The 18482-nt window shown below is 60.2% G+C and carries 18 protein-coding genes; 16 read left to right on the top strand and 2 right to left on the bottom strand.

Features of this window, described 5'->3' with window-relative positions; genetic code table 11:
• The first annotated feature begins 6 nt into the window (after positions 1-6).
• From pilO to GEOBRER4_RS13065, 15 genes are all read left to right on the top strand, one after another.
• Positions 7-606, top strand: coding sequence for a type IV pilus inner membrane component PilO (gene pilO, locus GEOBRER4_RS13135; RefSeq protein ID WP_185242682.1), 600 nt, complete (start codon positions 7-9; stop codon positions 604-606).
• Positions 587-1138 (top strand): pilus assembly protein PilP, encoded by a 552-nt coding sequence (locus GEOBRER4_RS13130; protein ID WP_185242681.1) that lies wholly within the window; start codon positions 587-589, stop codon positions 1136-1138. Before pilO ends, GEOBRER4_RS13130 begins: the two co-directional genes overlap by 20 nt.
• A 12-nt stretch (positions 1139-1150) precedes the next feature.
• Positions 1151-3934: a type IV pilus secretin family protein gene (gene pilQ, locus GEOBRER4_RS13125; RefSeq protein ID WP_185242680.1), complete on the top strand. Its 2784-nt coding sequence runs from the start codon at positions 1151-1153 to the stop codon at positions 3932-3934.
• 431 nt (positions 3935-4365) lie between these two features.
• Complete coding sequence (locus GEOBRER4_RS13120; protein ID WP_185242679.1) at positions 4366-6276, top strand: Ig-like domain-containing protein; 1911 nt, start codon at positions 4366-4368, stop codon at positions 6274-6276.
• Between the two features lie 179 nt (positions 6277-6455).
• Positions 6456-7637, top strand: coding sequence for a chorismate synthase (aroC, locus tag GEOBRER4_RS13115; RefSeq protein ID WP_185242678.1), 1182 nt, complete (start codon positions 6456-6458; stop codon positions 7635-7637).
• 167 nt (positions 7638-7804) lie between these two features.
• Positions 7805-8317, top strand: a complete 513-nt coding sequence (locus GEOBRER4_RS13110; protein ID WP_185242677.1) for a shikimate kinase — start codon at positions 7805-7807, stop codon at positions 8315-8317.
• Positions 8314-9402 (top strand): 3-dehydroquinate synthase, encoded by a 1089-nt coding sequence (gene aroB, locus GEOBRER4_RS13105; RefSeq protein ID WP_185242676.1) that lies wholly within the window; start codon positions 8314-8316, stop codon positions 9400-9402. The genes GEOBRER4_RS13110 and aroB overlap by 4 nt, the downstream gene beginning before the upstream one ends.
• A gap of 1 nt (position 9403) precedes the next feature.
• On the top strand, positions 9404-10606 hold the full coding sequence (locus tag GEOBRER4_RS13100; protein WP_185242675.1) for a tetratricopeptide repeat protein: 1203 nt from the start codon (positions 9404-9406) through the stop codon (positions 10604-10606).
• On the top strand, positions 10596-10958 hold the full coding sequence (locus GEOBRER4_RS13095; protein ID WP_185242674.1) for a roadblock/LC7 domain-containing protein: 363 nt from the start codon (positions 10596-10598) through the stop codon (positions 10956-10958). Before GEOBRER4_RS13100 ends, GEOBRER4_RS13095 begins: the two co-directional genes overlap by 11 nt.
• An 11-nt stretch (positions 10959-10969) precedes the next feature.
• Positions 10970-11404, top strand: coding sequence for a type II 3-dehydroquinate dehydratase (gene aroQ / locus GEOBRER4_RS13090; RefSeq protein WP_174573564.1), 435 nt, complete (start codon positions 10970-10972; stop codon positions 11402-11404).
• Between the two features lie 21 nt (positions 11405-11425).
• Positions 11426-12496 carry an aminopeptidase P family protein gene (locus tag GEOBRER4_RS13085; RefSeq protein ID WP_185242673.1) on the top strand — a complete coding sequence of 357 codons (1071 nt, stop codon included), beginning with the start codon at positions 11426-11428 and terminating at the stop codon, positions 12494-12496.
• Positions 12497-12577: 81 nt separating this feature from the next.
• The gene (gene accB, locus GEOBRER4_RS13080) at positions 12578-13048 is read left to right on the top strand and encodes an acetyl-CoA carboxylase biotin carboxyl carrier protein (protein ID WP_185242672.1); all 471 of its coding nucleotides are present in this window, start codon (positions 12578-12580) and stop codon (positions 13046-13048) included.
• Between the two features lie 126 nt (positions 13049-13174).
• Positions 13175-14515, top strand: a complete 1341-nt coding sequence (accC, locus tag GEOBRER4_RS13075) for an acetyl-CoA carboxylase biotin carboxylase subunit (protein WP_185242671.1) — start codon at positions 13175-13177, stop codon at positions 14513-14515.
• 3 nt (positions 14516-14518) lie between these two features.
• Positions 14519-14908 (top strand): glycine cleavage system protein GcvH, encoded by a 390-nt coding sequence (gene gcvH / locus GEOBRER4_RS13070; RefSeq protein WP_085812190.1) that lies wholly within the window; start codon positions 14519-14521, stop codon positions 14906-14908.
• A gap of 74 nt (positions 14909-14982) precedes the next feature.
• Positions 14983-15804, top strand: a complete 822-nt coding sequence (locus GEOBRER4_RS13065; RefSeq protein WP_185242670.1) for a menaquinone biosynthetic enzyme MqnA/MqnD family protein — start codon at positions 14983-14985, stop codon at positions 15802-15804.
• 127 nt (positions 15805-15931) lie between these two features.
• On the opposite strand, the gene GEOBRER4_RS13060 is transcribed toward GEOBRER4_RS13065, so the two are convergent.
• Together GEOBRER4_RS13060 and GEOBRER4_RS13055 are read right to left on the bottom strand one after the other, a co-directional pair.
• A complete protein-coding gene (locus GEOBRER4_RS13060) occupies positions 15932-16384 on the bottom strand; it encodes an NUDIX domain-containing protein (RefSeq protein ID WP_185242669.1) in 453 nt (150 codons plus the stop codon).
• An 83-nt stretch (positions 16385-16467) separates the two neighbouring features.
• Positions 16468-16761 (bottom strand): PxxKW family cysteine-rich protein, encoded by a 294-nt coding sequence (locus GEOBRER4_RS13055; protein WP_185242668.1) that lies wholly within the window; start codon positions 16759-16761, stop codon positions 16468-16470.
• A 235-nt stretch (positions 16762-16996) separates the two neighbouring features.
• Between GEOBRER4_RS13055 and GEOBRER4_RS13050 the strand changes: the two genes are divergently transcribed.
• Entirely contained in the window at positions 16997-18421 is a 1425-nt protein-coding gene (locus tag GEOBRER4_RS13050) for a phosphoglucomutase/phosphomannomutase family protein (RefSeq protein ID WP_185242667.1), read from the top strand.
• The last annotated feature ends 61 nt before the right edge of the window (positions 18422-18482 follow it).

The following is an 18482-nucleotide window of genomic DNA, read 5'->3' as shown; positions in this document are numbered from 1 at the left end:
CTTGCCATGGATCCACAGATAGAGAAGTTGCTCAAGCTCCCGACCAAGGAGAAGGTCGCCCTGCTCGCCTTGGTGCTGATCGTTGAGGGGGGCGCCCTTTTCTACGGGCTGCACCGCCCTAAGATGAATGAGCTGAAGGAGCTCAAGACGAAGCAGGAGGAGCTGCAGAGGCAGATTCAGGAAAACCGTTCCATCGCCAACAACCTGCCGCGCTTCAAGGCGGAATACGAGCAGCTCAAGAAGGATCTGGACAACGCACTCACCGAGCTTCCCAACCAGAAAGAGATCCCGTCGCTTCTGACCAGCATCTCCACCCTGGGTAAAGGGGCCGGGCTCGACTTCCTGCTGTTCAGGCCCAAGCCCGAGGTCCCCAAGGACTTCTACGCCGAGGTCCCTGTGGATATAGCCGTGGCTGGGACCTACTTCCAGGTCGCCGACTTCTTCGTCGCGATAGGGAAACTGCCACGTATCGTCAACATCAACAACGTGACGGTCTCTGATATCAAGGAGAGCAACGGGCGGACCAACCTGAAGGTCAGCTGCCTGGCCACCACCTTCCGTTTCCTCGACCCTAAAGAGAAAAAAAATGAGAAAAAGCCTAAATAGTACCGCGCTGATGTTGCTGCTCGTGGCTCTTTGCGGCGCCGGCTGCAAGAAGGAAGAGGCCCCGCCTCCGCCGCCTGCCAAACCCCGTCCGGCGCCCCTGCCCAAACCGGCTCCGCTCCAGGCTCAGCTCTCGTCGGCGACCAATACCGGCGCCTCGCTTGACTTCAGCAAGAAGACGGACCCGTTCAAATCGCAGGCCCCTGTGGTGGCGAAGCCTCAGCCGGGATCTCAGGGGACCGGGGGACGAGGCGGTGTGTCGGCCCCATCGGGTGACGTGCTTCCGATCCAGAGCTTCGAGGTGACGAAGTTCAAGGTCGCCGGGATCATCGCCGGTCTCAGGGAGAACCAGGCGCTGGTAATCGACCCCAACGGCAAAGGTTATGTAGTGCGGGCAGGTATGGCGATCGGCAACGCCAACGGCCGCATTTCCAGAATCACCTCCTCGAGCGTGGAGGTGGTGGAGCGTTACCGCGATGGCGGTGGCCGCACCAAGAGCAGGACTATCGTGCTTACGCTGCCCAAGAAAAGGTAAGGAGCGTTTCAGATGACAAGGTACCAGTGCAGAATTCTATGTCATGCCATGGCACTCATCGTTTTGGTGGCGGTTTCCGCCGGCTGCGTGAAGCGTATGACCGCAGCGAACGAGCCTGCCCAGGCAGAGGCCTCCGCCTTTGCGACACTTAAGTCGGTGACGGTGTCCCCTGACGCCAGCAGCGTGGAGCTCTCCAGCGACAAGCCCCTCACCTACACCTCCTACAAGGGGGGGGATCCGACTCAGATCATCGTCGACATCTCCCAAACCGAGCCGGGAGCCGTGGCCTCTCCCATCGAGGTCAACCGCGGCAACATCAAGCGGATCGAGCTCGAGCGCCAGCCGGTGGGTGGGAGCGTGGTGACGCACCTGACCATCGTCCTCACAAAGGACGTGGACTTCGCTGTCGCCACCGACCCCTCTGACAAGAGCAAGCTCAAGATCTATCTCCCGGTCGTGGAGCCTGAGGTGAAGGCCGAACCGGCCGAAGCCAAGGAAGCGCCGCTTGCCGAGAGCAAGATCGAGGAGAAAACCCTGACGCCGCCCGCAGCGGCACCCGTCGCCGAGGCGAGCGCCGCCCCCGTTAAAGCTGAAGCCTCGCCTGCAGCGCCTGCTCCGGAAGCGAAGGCGACCCCCGCTCCGCAGAAGGACGGCGGTGCAGATGGCGGACGCGGTTTGAACGCGGTGATCCCGGGGGCGGACGGGGTGGAGATCTCCATCCAGGGCGGAGTGCAGACCTTCAACTCCTTCAAGTTGACCAAACCCGACCGCATCGTCCTCGACCTCTTCAAGGTCAAGAACTCGCTTTCCCAGAACGTGATACCTGTCAACGCGTTTGGCATCGCCAATGCCAGGGTGGGATCCACCCCCGACAAGGTGCGCGTGGTGCTGGACGCCGCTGGCGACAGTCTCCCCCCGTACGAGGTGGTGAAGAGCGATCTCGGCGTGAAGATCAGGCTCAAGGGAAAGGCCCCGGCCGGCGCCAAGGCTCAGGCTTCTGAGCCCCCGGCAGCGACGCCCGCTCCGGCAACGGTTGCCCCTGTCGCGGCCCCGGCCGCCCCGCGTGCCGTCCCGGCGCCTCCCGCCGCCAAGGTAAAGACCGAAGTTCCCCATTCGCGCCTCACCAAGGGTGCGCTTGAAGGTATCGAGTTCAAGGTGGTCGATGGCGTCTCCCGCGTCTCCATGAAGCTTTACGGGACCTGCGAGCCTGGGCAGCCTGTGCGCGGGCCGCAAGGGGTTACGCTCAACATCGCCAACTGCCAGGTTCCCAAGCAGTTGCAGCGTGCGCTCGACACCACCCAGTTCGGCACTCCGGTGCTTTCGGTGACGCCCTACCAGGTGAAGGTCAAGGGGAGCACGGTCACCAAGGTGCTGGTCAAGCTGCGCGGCAACCCCGAATTCAGCACCAGCCGCAAGGGAGACCTCCTCCTTTGGGACTTCGTGAATCCCGGTCCTGTGGCAGTTCCCAAACTCCCCGCCGCACCGCCTGCACCGCGGGCAAAGGCCCCGGCCGAGCCTAGGGTCGCCGAGGAGCTGGTCCCAGCGCCCGCGCGCACAAGCGACGAGATGGCGATTCCGCTTCCCAGTGATCGCCCGGCCAAGAAGGTGTACACGGGGAGGAGGGTGACCCTCGAATTCTCCGACGCCGACGTCAGGAAGATCTTCCAGCTGATCGCCGAGGTCAGCAACCTCAACTTCCTCATCGCCGACGACGTCACCGGGACCATCAGCATCAAGCTGGTCAACGTCCCCTGGGACCAGGCGCTGGACGTCATCCTGGACGCCAAGGGGCTTGCCATGGTGCGCCAGGGGAACATCGTTCAGATCAAGCCCCGGTCCAAGATGCAGAACCAGGCCGACGAGGAACTTGCGGCGAAGAAGGCGGCCGAGCGCCTGATGGAACTGAAAACCATGGTGTTCGAGGTCAACTACGCTTCGGTGAACGATGTGGCGGCCCAGTTCGCTATGCTGAAGAGCGATCGCGGCGTGATCACAAAGGACGATCGCACCAGCCGCGTGATAGTGAAGGACATCCAGACCGCGCTTGACGACATGAAGGCGCTCCTGAAGACTCTGGACTCCCCTGAGAAGCAGGTGATGATCGAGGCCCGCATAGTCGAGGCCACCTCGAACTTCACCCGCGATCTCGGCGTGCAGTGGGGGCTCAGCTACCGGGACGGCTCCGCTTCCGTGGCGGGCATCAGCGCGGTCGACACGGGCTTCGGCGGCGTGGTTTCCGCGGCTGGGCCGGGGTCAACGGGCGCAGGCGGGCTTGGCCTTGGCATGTCCTTCGGCAAGCTGACCAGCAACATCAAGCTCGACATGAGGCTCGCTGCGGCAGCGACCATCGGGCAGGTGAAGATCATCTCCACCCCGAAAGTGGTCACCTTGAACAACAAGGCGGCGAAGATCTCCCAGGGGCAGTCCATACCGTACCAGACCACCTCGGCCGAAGGTACCAAAACCGAGTTCGTGGAAGCGGCGCTGACCCTCGAGGTGACCCCGCACATAACCTCCGACGGCTCGGTCAGCATGAAGATCAAGGCTAGCAACAACTCGCCCGGTTTCGGGTCGCCACCTCCCATCAACAAGAAGGAGGCGACCACCGAGCTGGTGGTTTCCAACGGCGACACCACGGTCATCGGCGGCATCTACGTCGACAGCGACGTGGAATCCGACACAGGGGTTCCCTTCCTCGCCGATATCCCGCTTCTGGGCTGGCTCTTCAAATCCAACTCGAAGCAGAAGACCAAGACCGAACTGTTGATTTTTATCACACCGAAAATTGTTCTGTAATATAAGGAGAAATTTATGTTGAGTTGTTCTAGAAGATTTTTGTTGTTACTAGCCTTACTAGCACTTTCAGCATGTGGAAGTGGGGGGGATAGTAATACCAACGGTTTGTTAACTCTTGATGCTTCCTCTCAATTGCTCGCGGGGCAGCATGTAGTCACCGCTACCGCCACATATGCTAATGGCACTGCATCCTCCGTATCAGGTGTGCCTATCATTCTCAACTTCACTGCTCGTTCTGCCTCCGGCACTATAGGTACGCCGTACTCCACTGAGGTTTTTACCGACAGCAGTGGCACCACACCACCGGTCACTGTTAACTACACACAGATTAACGAGGCGATTCTGGTCACTGTAACGGCTACAACGGGTGGTCTAAGGCAATCTAAACAACTCGAACTTTCTGCTCTGTAAAGGAAAGGAAAAACATGATAATGCACAATCTGTTTAAGCTAATTCCGGTTGTTGCCTTAAGCCTTTTGATGATGTTTAGTTGTGGTTGCTCTGGTGGTGGCAATTCCGGCGCCGCAGGCCCGACCATCACTATCGGCTCATCAAACGTCGCTCTCAGTATCGAAAATACCTCGTTGAATATCGCCGGGACCACAACCGCCACTGCGACTTTCAAAAAAGTAGACGGCACTCCCGCTGCCGGGGTCGCTGTAACGTTTTCAACCACTTTGGGGACTCTCACTCCCGGAAGCGGTATCCGTACCGATGAAAACGGTATTGCAACAGTCACTTTGACCGCTGGTTCCACTTCCGGACAAGGACAGTTAACCGCTTCCGCGACTGTGGACAATAGACTTATTACCTCTACTGGGCTCTTCAGCGTTAATCTGCCGCCACTGACACTCGCGAACCTGAGGTTACTCGATAATGCTAGTGGCCGTATAAACTACGGTAGCAGCCAAGGTATAGCCGTTGATGTACTAGATGCAAATGGCAATCCTTACACTACTCAATCTGTGGACGTTGTTTTCACTTCGACTATGTCTGGGCAGGGCAAGGCATCTATTAGCTCTCCGGTCTCTACTGTTAACGGCACTGCATCGACTACTTACACTGCTGAAACGGCATCGGGGGATGACACCATTACTGCTTCCATCGCCGGTTCTTCCAAAACGATAACTTTTACTGTTATCCCTCTGACGGCAGCATCGATTTCCTTTGTTTCTGCATCCCCTGCTACCATTGGGGTAAAAGGGATGGGGGGAGTCGGCGTCCAAGACAGCTCACTTGTCACTTTCAAGGTTCTCGATACCGTTGGTAACCCAAAAGCTAACCAAGCAGTAACGTTCGCGCTAATCACCGATGTGGGTGGGGTTTCACTCTCCACAGCCACCGGCAGCACCGATTCCAGCGGTTTGGTCAGTACTAGGGTACAATCCGGTGTTATAGCAGGGCCTGTTCGAGTCCGCGCAACAGCTGTGGTGGGGAGCACTACACTTACCACCCAGTCTGATCAACTTACTATTCAGACTGGCGCGCCCGCCCAAGATGGTTTCTCCATCTCCCTTGGCAACATGAATCCTGAGGCATTCAACTACGACGGCGTTAATTCTAGCGTTACCGCTCGCCTATCCGATCATTTTCATAATCCGGTTCCCGACGGAACTGCTGTCTATTTCACCACTTCTGGCGGTTCTATCGAACCATCCTGTGTCACAGTTAATGGGGCCTGTACGGTCAACTGGACCAGCCAAAATCCGCGTCCCGTTATAGCTGGTGGCGCCTTGGCTAATGGCCGCGCTGTAATTCTTGCTTATGCGCTAGGTGAGGAATCTTTCGTGGATCTCAACGGTAACGGCTTGGCAGATATTGGTCTCGATACTATTAAGGACGATCCTGAAGCTTTCCGTGACGACAACGAGAGCGGTTTTCGGGACGCCACAGAAACCTTTATCGATTTTAACGGCGATCATCTTTACAGCGCCGGCGACGGCAAATATAACGGCGTCCTCCAGGGGAGTGGTAACAGCGGAGCCTCGATTTCTAAACACGTCTTCAGCAACTCTGTGTTAGTGATGTCGACTTCAGAGGCGAGCATAGTGACCTCTACAAACTCGCTTTTGGCACCGGGAATTTTCACAGTTACCGTCAGGGACCTCAATGGCAACACGATGCCATCTGGCACTACCATCACAACGACGGCACCTTTCGGCAAATTGACAGGGAACACCAACTACACCCTACCTCAGAATGTAGGATATGGGGTAACACTCTCCTTCAACCTAGCCGCTGCCGAAACACCAAAGGCACAGTCCGGATACATCACCATCAAGGTCACCACACCAAGGGGACTAGAGACCACGAAGCTTATAGCAGTAACTGGTAACTTTTAGCAGTACAACCTTATATAGTTAATTATATTTCACGAAAGCCAGGGGAACAGCCTGGCTTTCGTTTGCCCGGTGATATTGTTTTGCCTGTGGCTGTTTTTGTTGATATTATCCGCCGCAATAGCCGAGACAATCGCGTTGCCGCTGGTGCCGGCATTTGAAAACTATAGCTAGGAGAGTGCATGTTCAGATACCTTACCGCGGGGGAATCGCACGGCCCGCAGTTGACCGCCATAGTCGAGGGAATCCCTTCCGGTCTCAAGATCAGCGAAGCTGACATCAACGTCGATCTCGCGCGCAGGCAGGGTGGGTACGGCCGGGGCGGCCGCATGAAGATCGAGACTGACAAGGTGCGCATCCTCTCCGGCGTGCGCTGGGGCGAGACCATGGGGTCCCCGATCACGCTCGTCGTGGAGAACTCCGACTGGGTCAACTGGGAAGAGCGGATGTCCCCTTACGCGGAGCACCGCGACGACAGCATCAGGGTTACCCGTGCAAGGCCCGGCCACGCTGATCTCCCCGGCGCCATGAAGTACTGCCAAAGCGACGTGCGCAACATCCTGGAGCGCTCCAGCGCCCGCGAGACCGCCGTCCGCGTGGCGGTGGGGGCCGTCGCCAAGGCCTACCTCGCCCGTTTCGGCATCGCGGTGACCGGCTGCGTCCTGGAACTTGGCGGGGTGAAGGCCGAGCGTCCCGACTTGAGCGTGAAGGCGCTGCAGGAGGCGATAGCCGCCTCCCCGGTCTACACCTACGACGCGAAGGCGGAACTTGAGATGATCGCGGCCATCGACCGCGCCAAGGACGCCGGCGACACGCTGGGCGGCGTGGTGGAGGTGCGGGTGACCGGCGTCCCGGTGGGGCTTGGGAGCCATGTGCAGTGGGACCGGAGGCTCGACGCGAGGCTCGCCGCAGCCGTGATGAGCATTCAGGCCTTCAAGGGGGTCGAGGTCGGCGCCGGTTTCGAGACGGCGCGTCTTCCGGGCTCCCAGGTGCACGACGAGATCTTCTTCGACCAGCAGCGGGTGGCGCGCGGGGAGAAGACGGGTTTCTACCGCAACACCAACCGCGCGGGGGGGCTCGAGGGGGGGATCACCAACGGCGAGGAGATCGTGATCTGTGGCGCCATGAAGCCGATCCCGACCCTGTACCGGCCGCTGCAGTCGGTCGACATCCTGACCAAGGAGCCGTTCGAGGCGACTGTGGAGCGCTCGGACTGCTGCGCCGTTCCGGCTGCGTCGGTGGTCGCCGAGGCGGTCGTCGCCATCGAGATAGCGTCGGCCTTCATGGACAAGTTCGGCGGCGACTCCGTCGCCGAGACCGCCAGGAACTACTCCTCGTACATAGAGTACCTGCGGGAATTCTAGGTCAAAGGCTCTCACCACAGAGGACACAGAGGTTCACAGAGGAACATCTGAGGAAGGCAAACCCTGATGAAGGGGATAACTGAGTGCCTTTGGTTCTGTTTTCCCTCTGTGACCTCCGTGTGCCTCGGTGACCTCTGTGTTCCGATTTATGCTTGTTGGGGTTTTGCTTGAAGAACAACATCTTTCTCACCGGATTCATGGGCTGCGGCAAGACCACCGTCGGCCGCGTCCTCGCCCAAAGGCTTGGCTGGAGCTTCGTTGACCTGGACCAGGTGATCGTGGACCGGGCCGGCGCCAGCATCAAGGAAATCTTTGCCTCCGAAGGGGAGCAGGCTTTCAGGGCGTTCGAGTCAGCCGCACTGGTCGAGGTGGCTTCCCGCCCGTCACAGGTAGTCTCCACCGGGGGAGGGGCCGTCATCGCCTCTGAAAACCGCGCGGCCATGCGGGCCTCGGGCCGCATCGTCAACCTCACCGCTAGCGTTGAGACCATCGCCGCGCGCGTCACCGGAGACAGCGAACGGCCGCTTCTCGCCGCGGACGCGTCGGTGGAACGGATCAGCTCCATGCTTGAAGGGCGCGAACGGTTCTACGCCGACGCCGACCTGCGCATCGACACCACCGGCAAGACCGTCGAGGCGGTCGCCTCGGAAGTACTCGATTCTTTGAAGGGGTTCTTGTGAAAGCTGAACAAATCAGGGTGGCGCTCGACGAGCGGAGCTACGACATCGAACTGGGCGCCGGCAATCTCGACCGAATCGGCTCCCTTTGCCGCGAGGTAGGCCTGTCCGGAACGGCGGCTGTGGTCAGCAACACCACCGTTGCCCCCCTCTACTACGAAACGGTCCGCCTCTCGATGGAGCGGGCGGGGTACCGTGTGGTGCTGGTATCTCTTCCGGACGGCGAGGCTTACAAGAACAGCGCTACCCTTAACCTGATCTATGACGGCTTGGTCGACGCCTCGCTGGACCGCGGCTCCTTCATCCTTGCTCTTGGGGGCGGGGTTATAGGCGACATGGCCGGGTTTGCCGCCGCGAGCTACCTGCGCGGCATTCCCTTCGTACAGATCCCCACCACGCTTCTTTCCCAGGTCGACTCCAGCGTCGGAGGCAAGACCGGCATCAACCACCCCCGCGGCAAGAACCTGATCGGAGCCTTCTACCAGCCCAAGGCCGTTCTCATCGACGTAGCCACCCTCGACACCCTGCCGGAAAGGGAGTTCCTGAGCGGTTTGGGAGAGATCGTCAAGTACGGCGCGGTTCTGGACCGCGGCTTCTTCGACTTCCTGGAGAAAAACGCGGCACTGCTTTTGGCTCGCGACAAGGAGGCCCTGATTCAGGCGGTCAGCCGCAGCTGTGCCATCAAGGCGAAGGTCGTGGCGGAGGACGAGCGGGAAGGGGGGGTGCGCGCGGTGCTGAACTACGGGCACACCTTGGGGCACGCCGTTGAGACCCTCACCGGGTACACACGCTACCTGCACGGTGAGGCGGTCGCCATCGGCATCGTGCAGGCGGCGCGGATCTCCCAGCACTACGGCTTTTGCTCCCAGGCGGACCGGGACCGGATCGAGGTGCTCATCCAGGCGCTGGGACTTCCGACGGAACTTCCTTCCTTCCCGGCTCGACAGTACCTGGAGGCGCTCTCGCACGACAAGAAGGTACGTGACAAGGGACTCTTGTTCATCTGCAACCAGGGGATCGGCGCCTACCGCATGGAAAGGCTCACCGACCTGGGGGCGCTGCTGGAGATCTGCGGCATAGGAGATTGACATGGTAGAGGACGCTTTATCCTTCTGGACCGAGATTCAGCGCTACGAGGACATGCTGGCCGCCGATGCCAAGAACCTTTGCTTCGCGCCACTCTCTGAGCTGTATCGAAAGCTCGGTCTTTTGGACGATGCCATCATGGTGGCCGAGAAAGGGTGCGCTGCCCATCCCGAACTCCCCGCCGGTTTCCTGGCCCTTGGTGCCGCCTGCTACGCGAAGGGGCTCACCGGACAGGCGCGCAGCGCAATGGAACGTGCTGTGGCGCTCCAGCCCAATCACCTGGAGGCCCTGAAACTTCTGGGCCAGCTCTACGTGGAGCAAAACGAGATCGTCCTGGCGCGCAAGGTACTGGAGCAGGTGCTTGCGCAGGATCCCGACGACCTGGAAAGCTCGCTGCTGCTGAACTCGGTCGCCTTACTCCCGGACCAGACGGAACCCGAGGAGCTGCTGGAGGATCTCGAGGTCATAGAGGAACTGGACGAGGTGGTGGAAGAGCTGGAACCTCTCGAACCTGACACCTTCGAACCGGGCGTCGCGCCTCTTGGTCCCGCGGTGCAGCCGATTCAACCTGCAGCGCCTGCTGCCGCTGCGCCTGCGCAGGAAGACGACATCTGGGCCATAGAGGACCTGGAAGAGGTCGAAGATGAGCCGGTCCCCCGGAGCAGCGAGGCCGCCACGCCCGATCCGCTGACCACCGCGACCCTGGCCGAGCTCTACGTGTCGCAGGGGTTCATCGATAAGGCGCAGGGGATCTACCGGGAACTCATCGCCGCACACCCGGCCAACTCGCAGTACCGGTTGCGCCTGGCGGAACTGCAGGAAATGCAGGAACTGCAGCATGAGAACGCCGAACCTGCAGGCGCCACCCTGGGACTGGCAGCAGCGGAGCCCCATGCCGCGGCCGAACTGCAAGAGGAAAGCGACGAGTTAGAATCGGGTTGGGACGTCCCTGTCGAGCCGCAAGAGGCCGCTCAACTGGAGCGCCCCGCCGGGGTGGTGATGCCTGCACCTCTTGAGACGCCGACCACGCTGGAATTTCCCGCAACCGCCGAAGCGGCGTTTGCCATCGAATCCCCGGCCGTCATGGAAGAGCCTGCTCTTGAGGCATTGGGGACGCAGAGCGCGTCTGCGGCCGGCGCCGGTGCAGTCGAGGACGAGCTGCAACGCTGGCTGGAAAACATAAGGAGAAGAAAAGATGGGGTTTAAGGCGATACTCAGATCGATCGTCGAGGAAAGCGGCGGCGGCCTTGGCGGCGTCATCATGGGATACGACGGCATCTCCATTGACGAATACGTGAGAGAATCCGCCGGCATCGACGTGCTTACCATGACTGTCGAATACGCCTCGGTCCTCAAGGAAATCAAGAGGACGGTCGGGGTGCTGAAGACCGGCGAACTGGAAGAGGTTTCCATCATCAGCGGCGAGTGCAGCGTCATCGTGCGCGGGATCAGCGACGACTTCTTCGTGGCGCTGATCATGGCCGCCGACGGCAATTTCGGCAAGGGGCGCTACCTCTTGAAGCGCGCCGCTCCCGGTTTCAGGGAGGCGCTGCAATGACAAAACCCGCAGTGAGGATACTGGTCCTGCACGGACCCAACCTGAACCTGCTCGGCACCCGCGAGCCGGGAGTCTACGGCACCACGACCCTTCAGGGGATCAACCAGTCGCTCATGGCGCTTGCCTCGGAGCTCTCGCTGGAGCTGCGCATCCTGCAGACCAATTCGGAAGGTGCCATGGTCGACGCCATCCAGGGGGCCATGGCGGACTGTCAGGGGATCCTCATCAACCCCGCTGCCTACACCCATACCAGCGTCGCCATCCGCGACGCCATAGCGGCCGTCGCGCTCCCCGCCGTTGAAGTGCACCTCTCCAACGTCCACGCCAGGGAGCCGTTCAGAAGCCATAGCTACATAGCCCCGGTGGCGCTGGGGCAGATCTGCGGATTCGGCGCCGAAAGCTACCTTTTGGGACTGCGCGCACTGGCGCAGCGGCTGGGAAAATAAGATTGTCATACGGGCGGGTTTATGGTAATAGACAGAATCTCTGCGGCCAGGGGGTGCCTCAAGCGGGTCGGAGGCGACCTGCTGCTGGTCACAAACCTCAGTAATATCAGATACCTTACCGGGTTCACCGGCAGCGAGGCACTGCTGGTTCTCTCTCCAGACGACGGGTGGTTTCTGACCGATTCCCGTTACACCTCCCAGGCCGGCGCCGAGGTCACAGGCGCAAAAGTTGCCGAGTTCTCCAACAAGATGGAATCGCTGGTCGAGTTGCTGCAGAGGCTGCAGCCGTCCAAGGTAGCCTTCGAGGCGGCCCACACCACGGTTGCCGTCTACCAGGAGCTCTGCAGCAAGACGCCGCAGATCGAGTACCTCCCGGCGGACGCCGAGATGGCGGCGCTGCGCAGCGTGAAGGACTCGGGCGAGCTGGAGATACTGGAGCGGGTGGCGGCGATCGCTTCGCAGTCGCTTCTGGAGACGCTGGAGCGGGTTGCACCCGGCATGACCGAAAGCGAGGCCGCCTGGATGCTCGAGGTCGCCATGCGGGAGAAGGGGGCGGAGAACAAGTCCTTCGACTTCATCGTCGCCTCCGGCGAGCGGGGCGCGCTGCCTCACGGCAAGGCGTCCGGCAAGAGGCTCGCCAGGGGGGAGCTGGTCACCTTCGACTACGGCGCCATCTACGGCGGTTACTGCTCGGACGAGACGGTGACCGTGGCCTTGGGCGAGCCGGACAGCCGGCAGCGCGAGGTGTACGAGACGGTTCTGGGCGCCCAGCGCGCCGCCATGAACGCCGTTAGGCCCGGATTGAGCTTCAGGGACCTCGATGCGGTGGCCCGCGACTACATCGCCTCCCGTGGCTTCGGCGAGTACTTCGGGCATGGGCTCGGGCACGGCGTTGGTATAGACATTCATGAACATCCCGCCGCGTCGCCGCGCAGCAAGAACGTGATCCAGGAGGGGATGGTATTCACCATCGAGCCCGGGATCTACATCCCAGGATGGGGCGGAGTGAGGATCGAGGACACCGTGGTCGCCGAAGGCCACGGCTGCCGCTGCATCACCAAGGTCCCGAAGGACCTGATCGTATTGCCTTGACCGTTTTCACGCAGGCTGCACCCGATGCGCTCCGGGGTAGCCTTTAATCATGCAGTTAGCGTAAATGCAAAGGAGAAAGATGTGGATATAAAAGACCTGAAGATGCTGATAAAGATGGTAACCGAGACCGACATCACCGAGTTCGAGCTGGAAAACGCCGAGGACAAGGTCGTCATCAAGAGGGGCTGCGGCGCCGCCGTTCCCCAGTTCCAGATGCAGGCCCCCGTGTACCAGTACGCTCCCACGGCTCCCGCCTCTCCTGCTGCGGCTGCAGCTCCGGCCGCTGCGCCGGCTGCCGCAGAGAAAGAGCAGGGTGATGTCATCACCTCTCCCATCGTCGGCACCTTCTACCGCTCACCGGCCCCGGACGCGGCTCCCTACGTGGAAGTCGGCCAGATCGTCGAGAAAGGGCAGGTCCTCTGCATCGTCGAGGCTATGAAGCTCATGAACGAGATCGAGGCCGAGTTCAAGTGCAAGATCGTCAAGATCAGCAAGGAGAACGCACAGCCGGTCGAGTACGGCGACGCGCTTTTCGTTGTGGAAAAGCTGTAACAACAGATTGGGAAAAAGATAAAGATTAGGACTAGATTCAGTTGATGTCGCTGGCTTTGCCTTGATTTAGTCTTAGTCTCAAACTTAATCTTAGTCTTAATCTTAATCTGTTCTCTGGAGATATAAATGTTTCATAAAATTCTTATCGCCAACAGGGGTGAGATCGCCCTCAGGATCATCAGAACCTGCAAGGAGATGGGGATCAAGACGGTCGCCGTGTACTCCACGGCCGACAGCGAGTCCCTTCATGTGAAGCTCGCCGACGAGAGCGTCTGCATCGGTCCGGCTCCCAGCCTCTCCAGCTACCTCAACATCAACGCCATCATCTCCGCGGCGGAACTGACCGACGCGGAAGCGATCCATCCGGGGTACGGGTTCCTCTCCGAGAACCCGATCTTCGCCGAGATCTGCGAGAAGTGCGGCATCACCTTCATCGGACCTTCGGCCGAGAGCATGCGCATCATGGGCGACAAGATCTCCGCCCGCCAGGCGGTGATCAAGGTCGGCGTCCCCATCCTTCCCGGCACCAAGGAAGGTGTGCACGACGTAAACGAAGCGATCCGCGTCGCCAAGGAGATCGGCTTCCCGGTCATCATTAAGGCTACGGCGGGTGGCGGCGGACGCGGCATGAAGATCGTTCATTCCCCGGCGGCGCTCCCGAACGCCTTCGCCACCGCGCGCGCCGAGGCTCAGTCCGGCTTCGGCAACCCCGAGGTCTACATCGAGCGCTACTGCGAGAGCCCGCGCCACGTCGAGATCCAGATCCTCGCCGACAAGCACGGCAACGTCGTGCACCTGGGCGAGCGCGACTGCTCGATCCAGCGCCGCCACCAGAAGGTGATTGAGGAGGCCCCCTCCACCGTCACCACCCCGGAATTAAGAAAGGCGATGGGCGAGGCTGCTGTCGCCGCGGCCAAGGCCGTCAACTACTGCAGCGTCGGCACCATGGAGTTCCTGGTCGACAAGAACAACAACTTCTTCTTCATGGAGATGAACACCCGCGTGCAGGTGGAGCATCCGGTGACCGAGATGGTGACCGGCGTCGACGTCGTGAAGGAGCAGATCCGCTCCGCCTACGGCCTGAAGTTGCGCTACACCCAGGACGACATCAAGATCAAGGGACACTCCATCGAGTGCCGCATCAACGCGGAGGACTCGGTGAAGTTCACCCCCTGCCCGGGCAAGATCACCGACCACCACACCCCCGGCGGCCTCGGGGTCAGGGTCGACTCCTTCGTCTACACCAACTACTCGGTCCTGCCGCACTACGACTCCCTGATCGCCAAGCTGATCGTGCATGCCGACACCAGGGAAGAGGCGATCAAGAGGATGGCCCGCGCGCTTGACGAGTACATCGTGGAAGGTATCAAGACCACCATCCCGTTCCACAAGAGAATCATGGCCAACAAAGACTTCATCGAAGGGAACATAGACACCGGCTTCATCGAAAGGCTGGTACTGGAGTAATCTATGGACTTTCCAGAAGAGCTTAAATACAGCAAGGAACACGTGTGGGTGCGCATCGAGGGTGACCGGGCCGTGATCGGCATCACCGATTACGCACAGACTGAGCTGGGCAACATCACTTCCGTCGAGCTTCCCGAACCCGGCGACGAGTTGGAGCAGGACGATTCCTTCGGTTCAGTCGAGGCTAGGAAAACCGTGGCCGAACTGTACGCCCCGCTCTCCGGCACGGTCCTGGAGGTGAACTCCGAGCTGGGCAACGCGCCCGAGTTCGTCAACGACGATCCCTATGATGCCGGGTGGCTAGTGGTCATCGAGGTTGCGGACTCCGAGGAGTCCAACCTCCTCATGTCCGCAGAACACTACGAGGATTACGTCGCAGTAGCGGAAGATTAGGATTCAGAAGCACATAGACAGGAAAAGGCGAGAGGATCTCTCGCCTTTTCCTTTTGCAGCACCTGGAGTTATCAGTGACTATCAACATCGGACACATCAAGTACGCCAACTGCACCCCCATCTTCACCGCTCTTGCTTCGCACTTCGACTGCAGCGGCTATCGATTCGTGGACGGGGTTCCGGCCCAACTCAACGCCATGCTCCGCTCGGGAGAGATAGATCTGAGCCCTTCCTCCTCGATCGAGTATGCTACCGCGCACGAGCAGTACTGTCTTCTCCCCGACCTCTCCATCAGCTCCATAGGCGCCGTGAAGAGCGTTTTCCTCTTCTCATCCGTCCCCGTGGAGGAGCTCGACGGCTCCCCCATAGGGTTGAGCGCCGAATCCGACACCTCAGTCAACCTGCTCAAGGTGCTTCTGGCGCGGAAGTACGGTTTCAAGAACAGCTTTGAGCGGACGAGGGAGCCCCTTTCCGAAGCGCTCAAGCGCTTCCCCGGCCTGCTGCTCATAGGTGACGCCGCCCTCAAGGGCGCGGCTTCCGGAGCCGCCGCCTATTGCTACGATCTCGGGCAGCTCTGGTACGAGTTCACCGGGCTCCCCTTCGTCTTTGCCTTGTGGATCGTGAGACGCGACGCTGCTCTCGCGAAGCATGCCGGATTGTCCAAGCTGGCGCGAGACCTCGTGGCCGCGAAGGAACTTGCCTATCGCAGCTACCCCGAGATCGCCGCATCGTGCCAGGAGCGGGAATGGATCGGGGAAAGCGATCTCGTCGACTACTGGAACACCATCAACTACGAGCTGACCGATGCCCACATAGAGGGGGCGCGGTTGTTCTTCCGTCATGCCTTCGAACTGGGGCTCATCCCCAGCTTGCCGGAGATCCGGTTCTTCGAGTGAGGGGGCAACGCAGGTAGATGTGACTGTGACAGAGGGATTACGCTACAGGGACGCCTGCGCAGCAGGGTGCTGGCAGGGAGAGGGGAGGCAATTATGATGCCTCCCCTTTTTTGTTGGAAGTGACAGGCTAGATGGTCCCGGCTTCTTTTCTTTGGCGGTAGTCGGAGAGGATCTTGCCGTGGTCGAAGCAAAGCGGCTGCGGCAGTTTGTCGATGGGGAATACGGCGAGGTTGGCGGCGTCGTCTCCCGCCTTCGGAGTGCCGACGGCCCTGGCGACATATACGGTGGAGATGTTGTGGCTGCGGGTATCACGGGAAGGGTCGGAATAGCATCCCAAAAGTCTCAGGTCGGTCACTTCGAGCGAGGTCTCTTCCAGCGATTCCCTGGCAGCGGCGGTTTCCAGGGACTCGCCGTAGTCTACGAAGCCCCCTGGTATGGCCCACCCGAAAGGCTCGTTTTTACGCTCGATCAAAACGATTCCTTCAGGGAGTTCGATGATGACGTCGACCGTCGGGAGAGGGTTCTTGTACTGCTTGACCTTGGTGCCGCAGGCGGGGCAGGCGAGATAGTCAAAGGGCATGGGTCACCTCCAGGAGGATTTTGAGCAAAAAAAAGGGAGGACATCGGTCCTCCCCTTTAGGGTACAGCGTGTTAACGTGTGTGCTACTTTTTCTTCTTGGCGCCTGCTGCTTTCTTGGATGCTTTGAGCGGGTTGATCTTCGCGTCGTCGGTCTTGAGCTCAACCTTGACGTGGGTAGCGAAGTTGCAGATGCCTGCGGACCACTTCTTCTCGGGGGCGGGGTATGCGCTGCAAACCTTCCCGATGGTGCCGTCGACGACCCTGTCACAACCCTCGCAGTTTTCCACCACAGGCTGGCAAGCGCCTTCAGTGAATACACAACCTTGTTTGCCCATGAAAGTGCACTCGGCACCAGGAAGTACGGTTTGACATTGCATGTTTTAAGCCTCCTGAATTCCTTCGTAATCGTTGATAGAGGCTACCATACCAATTTCGAAAGAAAAATGTCAACCCACTTTTTTTCGTAAAAAGTTGACTCTCCAAAAGCATTGCATTAATCTCTAGTAATTATTTTTCGGGCCGCTCGATGCCCTGTTTTCGCCCCTTTGCTGGGGGCGACCAGGTGTTCACTCCATCGTCTGGTGTCTATTCAATTCTTTCAGGAGGGATTTTATGCAGCGTATCACTTTTGGCACCTCTGGCTGGCGCGGCATCATGTGTGAAGATTTCATCTTTGAGAATGTGAAGGTAGTCACCCAGGCCATTGCGGACAACGTAAAAGCCTCCGGCGAAGCGCGCAAGGGAATCATCGTAGGCTACGACTCCCGCTTCATGGGCGAATCGTTCGCCCGCGAGGCCGCCCGCGTGCTCACCGGCGCCGGCATCACAACCTATCTTTGCATCCGCGACACCCCCACCCCGGTCATCGCTTTCGAGATCCTCAGGCGCGGCACGGCAGGCGCCATCAACTTCACCGCCAGCCACAACCCCCCCGAGTACAACGGCATAAAGTTCTCCCCTTCGTGGGGCGGTCCTGCCTTGCCGCAGACCACCACCGACATCGAGAACCGCGCCAACGAGATGGCAGGGGAGATCTGCTACGCGGAGTGCTCCATCGACGATGCGATAAAGAAGGGGCTCCTGGTGGAGATCGACCCGATGCAGGCTTACCTGGAGGACCTCTCGACCAAGGTCGACTTTGCCGCCATTGCCAAGCTAGGGACCATCGCGGTCAACCCCCTTTACGGCACAGCCCGCGGCTATCTTGCCGAGCCGCTCAAGGCCCACGGCGTCAAGGTGGTGCAGATGAACGCCAACCGCGACCCGTACTTCGGCGGCTTCCCCCCGGAGCCCTCCGAGAAATACATACAGGACTTCATCCGGCTGGTGCAGCAGGACCCTTCCATCACCCTGGGAATCGCCACCGACGGCGACGCGGACCGCTTCGGGATCGTGGATGGCGACGGCAGCTTCATCGAGCCCAACTACATAATCGCACTGCTCCTCGATTACCTGGTCCGGGTGAAGGGGATGACCGGCGGGGTGGGGCGCTCCGTCGCCACCTCCCACCTGGTGGACGCGGTCGCCAGGATGCACGGGGTGGAGGTGTTCGAGACGCCGGTTGGCTTCAAATTCATCGGCGAGCTGATCAGTCAGGACAAGATCATCATCGGCGGCGAAGAGAGCGCCGGGCTCACCATCAAGGGGCACGTCCCCGAAAAGGACGGGATCCTCGCCTGCCTGCTGGTAGCCGAGATGGTCGCCCGCGAAGGTAAGCCGGTGAAGGCACTGCTCGAGCAACTCTACGAGAAGGTGGGGCGCTACCTCACCAAGCGCGTCAACATCACGTTGTCTCCGGAACTGGAAGAAGTCTTCCCTGAGCGCATCGCGGCCACCCCTGCAGGTTTCGCCGGAGTGGCGGTGAAGCAGAAGGTGACTGTGGACGGAAACAAGTTCATCCTGGAGGACGGCAGCTGGCTTCTGTTCAGGAAGTCCGGGACCGAGCCGGTGGTACGGCTTTACGCCGAGGCCTCCAGCGAGGCGCGGCTGCAGGCGCTCTTGGCCGCCGGACGCGACTTCATCGAAGGCAAAGCGTAAAGCAGAAGGCAGTTTCCTGTTCGGCAGCATCAGCGCTTTCGCCCGAGGGCGGCGCCGCGGC

Source organism: Citrifermentans bremense (genome assembly GCF_014218275.1).
Classification (GTDB): Bacteria; Desulfobacterota; Desulfuromonadia; order Geobacterales; family Geobacteraceae; genus Geomonas; species Geomonas pelophila.
The sequence above is the reverse complement of the archived record's forward strand: the minus strand, read 5'-3'. Positions and strand labels throughout refer to the sequence as shown.

Excerpts from the sequence above, each read along its gene's own strand:
- pilO (WP_185242682.1), top strand. The coding sequence starts at position 7 with ATGGATCCACAGATAGAGAAGTTGCTCAAGCTCCCGACCAAGGAGAAG.
- GEOBRER4_RS13130 (WP_185242681.1), top strand. The coding sequence starts at position 587 with ATGAGAAAAAGCCTAAATAGTACCGCGCTGATGTTGCTGCTCGTGGCT.
- pilQ (WP_185242680.1), top strand. The coding sequence starts at position 1,151 with ATGACAAGGTACCAGTGCAGAATTCTATGTCATGCCATGGCACTCATC.
- GEOBRER4_RS13120 (WP_185242679.1), top strand. The coding sequence starts at position 4,366 with ATGCACAATCTGTTTAAGCTAATTCCGGTTGTTGCCTTAAGCCTTTTG.
- aroC (WP_185242678.1), top strand. The coding sequence starts at position 6,456 with ATGTTCAGATACCTTACCGCGGGGGAATCGCACGGCCCGCAGTTGACC.
- GEOBRER4_RS13100 (WP_185242675.1), top strand. The coding sequence starts at position 9,404 with ATGGTAGAGGACGCTTTATCCTTCTGGACCGAGATTCAGCGCTACGAG.
- GEOBRER4_RS13095 (WP_185242674.1), top strand. The coding sequence starts at position 10,596 with ATGGGGTTTAAGGCGATACTCAGATCGATCGTCGAGGAAAGCGGCGGC.
- GEOBRER4_RS13085 (WP_185242673.1), top strand. The coding sequence starts at position 11,426 with ATGGTAATAGACAGAATCTCTGCGGCCAGGGGGTGCCTCAAGCGGGTC.
- accC (WP_185242671.1), top strand. The coding sequence starts at position 13,175 with ATGTTTCATAAAATTCTTATCGCCAACAGGGGTGAGATCGCCCTCAGG.
- gcvH (WP_085812190.1), top strand. The coding sequence starts at position 14,519 with ATGGACTTTCCAGAAGAGCTTAAATACAGCAAGGAACACGTGTGGGTG.
- GEOBRER4_RS13060 (WP_185242669.1), bottom strand. The coding sequence starts at position 16,384 with ATGCCCTTTGACTATCTCGCCTGCCCCGCCTGCGGCACCAAGGTCAAG.
- GEOBRER4_RS13055 (WP_185242668.1), bottom strand. The coding sequence starts at position 16,761 with ATGCAATGTCAAACCGTACTTCCTGGTGCCGAGTGCACTTTCATGGGC.
- GEOBRER4_RS13050 (WP_185242667.1), top strand. The coding sequence starts at position 16,997 with ATGCAGCGTATCACTTTTGGCACCTCTGGCTGGCGCGGCATCATGTGT.